Annotated in this window: 6 protein-coding genes; 3 read left to right on the top strand and 3 right to left on the bottom strand. The window is 53.3% G+C overall.

Annotation, left to right across the window (positions count from 1 at the left end; genetic code table 11):
- Positions 1 to 92: 92 nt before the first annotated feature.
- Positions 93 to 1,622 carry a helicase HerA-like domain-containing protein gene (locus tag ACTHS4_RS11350; protein WP_371460358.1) on the bottom strand — a complete coding sequence of 510 codons (1,530 nt, stop codon included), beginning with the start codon at positions 1,620 to 1,622 and terminating at the stop codon, positions 93 to 95.
- A 241-nt stretch (positions 1,623 to 1,863) separates the two neighbouring features.
- On the opposite strand from ACTHS4_RS11350, the gene ACTHS4_RS11345 reads away from it, so the two are divergent.
- The gene (locus ACTHS4_RS11345; protein WP_070826605.1) at positions 1,864 to 3,093 is read left to right on the top strand and encodes a multidrug effflux MFS transporter; all 1,230 of its coding nucleotides are present in this window, start codon (positions 1,864 to 1,866) and stop codon (positions 3,091 to 3,093) included.
- 61 nt (positions 3,094 to 3,154) lie between these two features.
- Positions 3,155 to 3,964 (top strand): glutamate racemase, encoded by an 810-nt coding sequence (gene murI, locus ACTHS4_RS11340; protein ID WP_049331752.1) that lies wholly within the window; start codon positions 3,155 to 3,157, stop codon positions 3,962 to 3,964.
- Positions 3,965 to 4,027: 63 nt separating this feature from the next.
- Here murI and nadC read toward each other — a convergent pair whose 3' ends face one another.
- Both nadC and ACTHS4_RS11330 read right to left on the bottom strand, forming a co-directional pair.
- Positions 4,028 to 4,909, bottom strand: coding sequence for a carboxylating nicotinate-nucleotide diphosphorylase (gene nadC, locus ACTHS4_RS11335; RefSeq protein ID WP_440365955.1), 882 nt, complete (start codon positions 4,907 to 4,909; stop codon positions 4,028 to 4,030).
- A gap of 74 nt (positions 4,910 to 4,983) precedes the next feature.
- The gene (locus ACTHS4_RS11330; protein ID WP_070826607.1) at positions 4,984 to 5,922 is read right to left on the bottom strand and encodes an NUDIX hydrolase; all 939 of its coding nucleotides are present in this window, start codon (positions 5,920 to 5,922) and stop codon (positions 4,984 to 4,986) included.
- A gap of 156 nt (positions 5,923 to 6,078) precedes the next feature.
- Between ACTHS4_RS11330 and nadA the strand changes: the two genes are divergently transcribed.
- On the top strand, positions 6,079 to 6,989 hold a 911-nt coding region (gene nadA / locus ACTHS4_RS11325), incomplete at its 3' end, for a quinolinate synthase NadA (RefSeq protein WP_440365954.1).

The raw sequence follows: 6,989 nt of genomic DNA, 5'->3' as shown, positions 1-6,989 counted from the left end.
AGCGGAAATAGACGAAAACCTGTTTTGGAGTTTCAGCTGTCGAAGGAAGGGCTTTTTTGCAAAGGTCTCGGCCTTTTATGTTCGCAGGCTGATTATTTAAACATATTTTTAATAATGCCCATTACGCTGCGGGAAATGGCGTTGGTTACTTGGCGGTTGATTTGGCTGCCGATGGCGTCGGCAACGTTGTAGCCCAAACCTTGGCCGGATTTTTTACGTCCGCCGCTCAAGCCGCCAATCAGTCCGCCGAGGATGCCGGGATCGGCATTGGCAGCTTCTTTTTCTGCGGCTTTTTGCGCTTTTCCCTGCTCTTTGGCGGCATTTGCGGCTTCTTTTTCTGCGGCTGCTTGGCTGTCTGCTTCGGCCAATGCTTCAAAAGCGGAGTAGTTGTCCACCATATCTTTATAGGTTGGATATAAATCGTCGTTTTGGAACAGGCGGTTGCGTTCCTCTGCGGTAAGCGGGGTTAAGGAAGATTGCGGCGGCAGAATAAGGGCGCGTTCTACCGGCTCGGGCATACCTTTTTCATCAAGGAAGGAAACGAGGGCTTCGCCGACGCCGAGTTCGGCAATCGCTTCGGCAACTTTGATGTTGGGGTTGCTGCGGAAGGTTTCGGCAGCTGCTTTAACCGCTTTTTGGTCGCGCGGCGTGAAAGCGCGCAGGGCGTGTTGTACGCGGTTACCCAGTTGGCCGAGAATGGTATCGGGCAAGTCGAGCGGGTTTTGGGTGACGAAATATACGCCCACGCCTTTGGAACGGATCAGGCGTACGACTTGTTCGATTTGTTCGACCAGTGCATTGGCGGCATTGTCGAACATCAAATGCGCTTCGTCGAAGAACATCACGAATTTCGGTTTGTCCAAATCGCCGACTTCGGGCAGGGTTTCAAACAACTCCGCCAGCATCCACAGCAAAAACGCGCTGTACATACGCGGAGAGCGCATCAGTTTTTCGGAGTTGAGGATGTTGATGATGCCTTTGCCGTTGTCGGTTTGCATCCAGTCTTGCAGGTTGAGGGAAGGTTCGCCGAAGAATTTTTCTGCACCTTCGTTTTCCAAAGTCAGCAGTTGGCGTTGAATCGCGCCGATACTGGCGGCAGAAACGTTGCCGTATTGCGTGCGGTATTCCGAAGCATGGTCGGAAACGTGTTTCAACATGCTGCGCAGGTCTTTCAAGTCCAGAATGTGCCAGCCTCTGTCATCAGCAACTTTGAACACGAGGTTGAGCAGACCTTCTTGCGTGTCGTTCAGATTCATCAGGCGAGCCAAAAGCATAGGGCCCATTTCTGAAACGGTGACGCGTACGGGAATACCGGTTTCGCCGTAAACATCCCAAAATCGCACGGGGAAATTTTGTAGCCATTGCTCGCCCAAACCAAACTCAGCGATGCGTTCGCCCACTTTGCCGCTGTTAGCACCGGCTTGCGCGATGCCCGACAAATCGCCTTTGACATCGACCAAAAATACAGGGACGCCTTCGCTGCTGAAGGCTTCCGCCATGCGGCGCAGAGTAACGGTTTTACCCGTACCGGTCGCGCCGGCGATCAAGCCGTGGCGGTTGGCCATTTTGCCTTGGATTTCGAGCGTTTTCCCGTCGGTACGCGCAATTTGAAATGTAGTCATGATTATTCCTTAGAATCCGTGATGTGAAACAATTTGTTGTCTTAAAAAACAAGCATTTTAACGTTTGCGGCGAGGGGATTCAACCAAGCAAAGTTTCAGACGGCCTTAAGTTTTGCAAAGGTTTTTTTGCAGTGATTGGACAAGGTTGAAATCTGCTATAATTCCATCCAATCCGCAACCGTCTGACAAGGCGGTTGTTTTCTTTGTTTGTTGAATATTTTTTACGAAAGCGAAAGTCGGAATGACTGCACAACAAGCCCCTTTGGACGAAAAAACCATGGCCGTGCTGATGGCGATGTTGGTCGCGCTGATGCCGTTTTCTGTCGATGCCTATCTGCCTGCGATTCCCGAAATGGCGAAGTCACTGGGTTCGGACATTCACCGCATCGAGCAAAGCCTGAGCTTTTTTATGTTTGGCGTGGCGTTTGGTCAGGTAGTTGGTGGGTCGATTTCGGATATTAAAGGCCGCAAACCTGTCGCCTTGGTGGGCTTGAGCATTTACTTTGCCGCCGTCATCGGTTTGACGATGGTGAATAATGTCGAGCAGCTGCTGAACTTGCGTGCCGTGCAGGCGTTTGGCGCGGGGATGACCGTGGTGATTTCCGGTGCGATGGTGCGCGATTATTATTCCGGACGCAAAGCCGCGCAGATGTTTGCCTTAATCGGCATCATTCTGATGATTGTGCCGCTGATGGCGCCAATGATTGGTGCAGGCTTGCAGAATTTGGGCGGCTGGCGCATGATTTTCGGTTTTCTGGCCTGCTATTCGCTGCTGCTTTGGGGTTTGATGTGGTATTTCCTGCCCAAGCCGCATCAAAAAGGCAAAATCAGCATGGACGTGTTCGGCGTGGTGGCCGGCAGGTTTAAACGTGTTTTGAGAACGCGCGCCGCGATGGGCTATTTGTTTTTCCAAGCTTTCAGTTTCGGTTCGATGTTTGCTTTTTTGACCGAATCGTCGTTCGTGTACCAACACCTGTATCATGTTTCACCAAACCAATACGCTTGGATATTTGCGCTCAATATCATTACCATGATGTCGTTTAACCGCGTTACCGCATGGCGTTTGAAAACCGGTACGCATCCGCAAAACATCCTCAAATGGGGCATTATCGTCCAATTTGCCGCCAATCTGCTGATGGTGGTTTTGGTGTTGTCGCTGTCTTTGCCGCCTTTGTGGGCTTTGGTGCTGTGCGTGATGTTTTCAGTCGGTACGCAAGGCTTGGTCGGTGCGAACACTCAAGCCTGCTTTATGAGCTATTTCAGTGCAGAGGGCGGCAGCGCAAATGCGGTTTTAGGCGTGTTCCAATCCCTCATCGGCGCATCGGTTGGCATGGCAACGACTTGGCTGCATAATGGTTCTGCCTTGGTAATGGCCGGTATGATGTTGAGTTCGACTATATGCGGTATCGTGCTGTTGTGGATTTGCTCGCATCAGGCTTGGGTAGAAAACGATAAAAAAGAGTATGTTTAACCTTCAGGCCGTCTGAAAAACGGTTTCAGACGTCCTCAACGCTATATTGAAGAAATTAACCATGAGTACCAGCAAACAACGCCCCATCGGCGTATTCGATTCCGGCGTCGGCGGCTTGACCAACGTCCGCGCCCTGATGGAACGCCTGCCGATGGAAAACATCATCTATTTCGGCGACACCGCACGCGTTCCCTACGGCACCAAATCCCGTGCCACTATCGAGACCTTCGCCATGCAGATTGTCGATTTCCTGCTGGAAAACGATGTCAAAGCACTCGTCATCGCGTGCAACACCATCGCCGCCGTTGCCGGACAAAAAATCCGCCAAAAAGCAGGCAATATGCCCGTATTGGACGTCATCTCCGCCGGTGCGGAAGCCGCTTTGCAAACCACCAAAAACAACCGAATCGGCATTATCGCGACCAATACCACCGTCAACAGCAATGCCTACGCGCGCGCTATCCATTCGAAAAACAACGACACGCTGGTGCGCACACAAGCCGCGCCCCTGCTTGTGCCATTGGTAGAAGAGGGCTGGCTCGATCACGAAGTCACCCGCCTGACCGTGCGTGAATACCTGAAGCCGCTCTTGGCCGACGACATCGACACGCTGGTGTTGGGTTGTACCCATTTCCCACTGCTCAAACCACTTATCGGCCGCGAAGCACAAAACGTCACCTTGGTCGATTCCGCCATCACCACCGCTGAAGCCACCGCCAAAGCCTTGGCGCAAGCAGGTTTGCTGAATACAGAAAACGACAATCCGGATTACCGCTTCTACGTCAGCGACATCCCACTGCGCTTCCGCACCATCGGCGAACGCTTCTTGGGTAGAAGTATGGAGCAGATTGAAATGGTAACGTTGGGTTGATGGGTGATATTAAAGGCCGTCTGAAATTTCAGACGGCCTTTTTGCTTTATAGTCAACTCAAACTTAAGCCATGAAATCTAAACCTATGTCCAACGAGCGGCTGCTGTGGGTCAGATAGCCGAGGGCGATGCCGTCCACGCCGGTTTGCGCCACGCGCTTCAGTCGGTCGAAGCCGATGCCGCCCGATGCTTCGCAATAGACGGTGTGAGGGTGGGCGGTTTGTGTGTGGCAGCGGTTTGCCGCTTCTTTTAAGGTTTCGTCGTCCATATTGTCCAGCAAAATCCGTTCCGCGCCCGCCGCGATGGCTTCGTCCAGTTGTGCCAGCGTGTCCACTTCGATTTCCACGCAAGTCAACGGTCCGACCGCCTGCTTTGCCTGCCGTACGGCTTGGGCGATGCCGTCACAATAGGCAAGATGGTTGTCTTTGATGAGGATGGCGTCGTCCAAGCCCATGCGGTGGTTCACACCCCCACCTGCTCTGACGGCGTATTTTTGCAGGACGCGAAGCAGTGGGATGGTTTTGCGGCTGCACACGATGTCCACATTGTAACCGGCAACTTCGGCTACTGCGCGAGCGGTAGCGGTGGCGATGCCGCTTAAGTGCGTGAGGTAGTTGAGTGCGGTGCGTTCGGCGGCGAGCAGGCTGCAGGCGTTGCCTTCGACGGCGGCAAGCGTCTGACCTGCGCGGACGGCTTGTCCGTCGTGGATTTTGGTTTGGAAACGGACGGACGGATTCATCGTCTGAAAGGCAAGACGCGCCAAATCCATGCCTGCTATTACGCCATCTTCGCGGCAGATCAGGAAAAGTTTGGCGGTTTTGTCGGGCGCGATGACGGCGGCGGACGTAATGTCGCCGCGCCTGCCCAGATCTTCGCTCAAGTCTTGTTCTACCATGGGGCGCAACAGGGTATCGGGGAGAGGAAGAAGGTTGTTTTCAGACGACATGAAGGTTCCTTTGTTGAAAAATATTGATATTGCCCGATGGGGCAAAATTTAATTTGAGGCCGTCTGAAAATCAGTTAGCGGCTACCCAGCGGCAGTCCGATATCAGAAATCAGCTGATCGGGCAGAACGTCGTCGAGGAAGCGGTAAAGCTGTGCAGGACGGCCTTTACTACCTGATACGCTGGTATCTGACGGCTCGATAAGGTTCTGCTGCTGAATCTGGCGGCGGAAGTTTTGCTTATGCAACAACCTGCCGCTGATGGCTTCGACGCTGTTTTGCAGTTGCAGCAATGTAAATTCGGGCGGCATCAGTTCAAAAATCACTGGGCGGTATTTGATTTTGGCGCGCAGGCGGGACAAGGCAGTCGCCAGCACGCGGCGGTGGTCGTGGCACATGGGCTGCCCTGTGAGTGCGAAGTTGAAGTTTTCCTGAGGCTCGGCTGCTTCCGCTATCAGGCCGCTTTCGTATAGTATTTCATAGCGTTGCAAAACGTATTCTTCCGACCAATTTTCAGGTTCTACCCCCCAGCACAAATGAATGCGCTTGAGCCGCTTTTGGCGCACTTCCTCCGTATCCGCCGAGTTTGCCCAAATGCGCAGGCGGCTGACGATGGTATCGCGCAGCCCGCTGTCAGTACGCAAATCTTCCCACGGAAAATAGCAGTAGCAGTCCTGCCATTTCGCATCGGGATGAAGGATGCTGTCGGCCGCTTCGCGCACCAGCCCTAGATAGCTGACGTATAAGACAGGCATGCCTTGCTCGTTTTGGCGGCGCGTATCGACAAAGGTATAAAGCTGTTCTACATAGCCCATAGGCTGCGATGTCTGCTTGGCGACCCACATTCTGACCCCTGCTTGCAAGGAGTGGCGAAACGGTGCAAGCAGGCCATTGGGTAATAGCTCTCCTTTGGCAACTGTCAAAACCCTCAAGCTTCCGTTTGTAATGGCGATCAGTACAGGAACAAGCTCGACGATACTTTGCGTATTGGCTGCTGTTTCAGGATAGGCATCCATGCGTGGCTTTCATTCAAGAGAAAACCTTATTGTAAACCAAAGCGGTTTTCAGACGACCTTGCACATTATACTCAAGTTGAGCATAATATAAAAATATTTCAAAATATAAACGGCAAATCTTTATGCCGTCTGAAAAACCAGCCATAAGGAAGTCTCATGCAAACCGCCGCCCGCCGCTCGTTCGATTATGATATGCCCCTCATCCAAACGCCGACTTCTGCCTGCCAAATCCGTCAGGCGTGGGCGAAGGTTGCCGACACGCCCGACCGCGAGACGGCAGGTCGTCTGAAAGATGAAATTAAGGCTTTGTTGAAGGAGAAAAACGCGGTCTTGGTGGCGCATTATTATGTTGATCCGCTGATTCAGGATTTGGCTTTGGAAACAGGCGGATGCGTGGGCGATTCGTTGGAGATGGCGCGTTTTGGTGCGGAACACGAAGCCGGTACATTGGTGGTGGCGGGTGTGCGATTCATGGGCGAGAGCGCGAAAATCCTCTGCCCTGAAAAAACGGTGCTGATGCCTGATTTGGAGGCGGAATGTTCTTTGGATTTGGGTTGCCCGGAAGAGGCGTTTTCAGCGTTTTGCGACCAACACCCCGACCGTACGGTGGTGGTGTACGCCAACACTTCCGCCGCCGTGAAAGCGCGTGCCGACTGGGTGGTAACGTCTTCGGTGGCGTTGGAAATCGTATCGTATCTGAAATCGCGCGGTGAGAAGCTGATTTGGGGACCCGACCGCCACCTCGGCGACTATATCCGCCGCGAAACGGGCGCGGATATGCTGTTGTGGCAGGGTTCGTGCATCGTCCACAACGAATTCAAAGGGCAGGAATTGGCAGCGTTGAAGGCGGAACACCCCGACGCGGTGGTACTGGTTCATCCCGAATCGCCGCAAAGCGTCATCGAGCTGGGCGACGTGGTCGGCTCGACCAGCAAACTACTGAAAGCCGCCGTATCGCGCCCCGAAAAAAAATTCATCGTGGCGACCGATTTGGGCATCCTGCACGAAATGCAAAAGCAGGCGCCCGACAAAGAATTCATCGCCGCGCCGACGGCAGGCAACGGCGG

The organism is Neisseria sp. P0014.S009, assembly GCF_051958155.1.
GTDB lineage: Bacteria > Pseudomonadota > Gammaproteobacteria > Burkholderiales > Neisseriaceae > Neisseria > Neisseria flavescens_C.
This window is presented reverse-complemented; position numbering and strand designations above follow the sequence as displayed.

Coding starts and splice junctions, on each gene's coding strand:
- ACTHS4_RS11345 (WP_070826605.1), top strand. CDS start 1,864: ATGACTGCACAACAAGCCCCTTTGGACGAAAAAACCATGGCCGTGCTG.
- ACTHS4_RS11350 (WP_371460358.1), bottom strand. CDS start 1,622: ATGACTACATTTCAAATTGCGCGTACCGACGGGAAAACGCTCGAAATC.
- ACTHS4_RS11330 (WP_070826607.1), bottom strand. CDS start 5,922: ATGGATGCCTATCCTGAAACAGCAGCCAATACGCAAAGTATCGTCGAG.
- murI (WP_049331752.1), top strand. CDS start 3,155: ATGAGTACCAGCAAACAACGCCCCATCGGCGTATTCGATTCCGGCGTC.
- nadC (WP_440365955.1), bottom strand. CDS start 4,909: ATGTCGTCTGAAAACAACCTTCTTCCTCTCCCCGATACCCTGTTGCGC.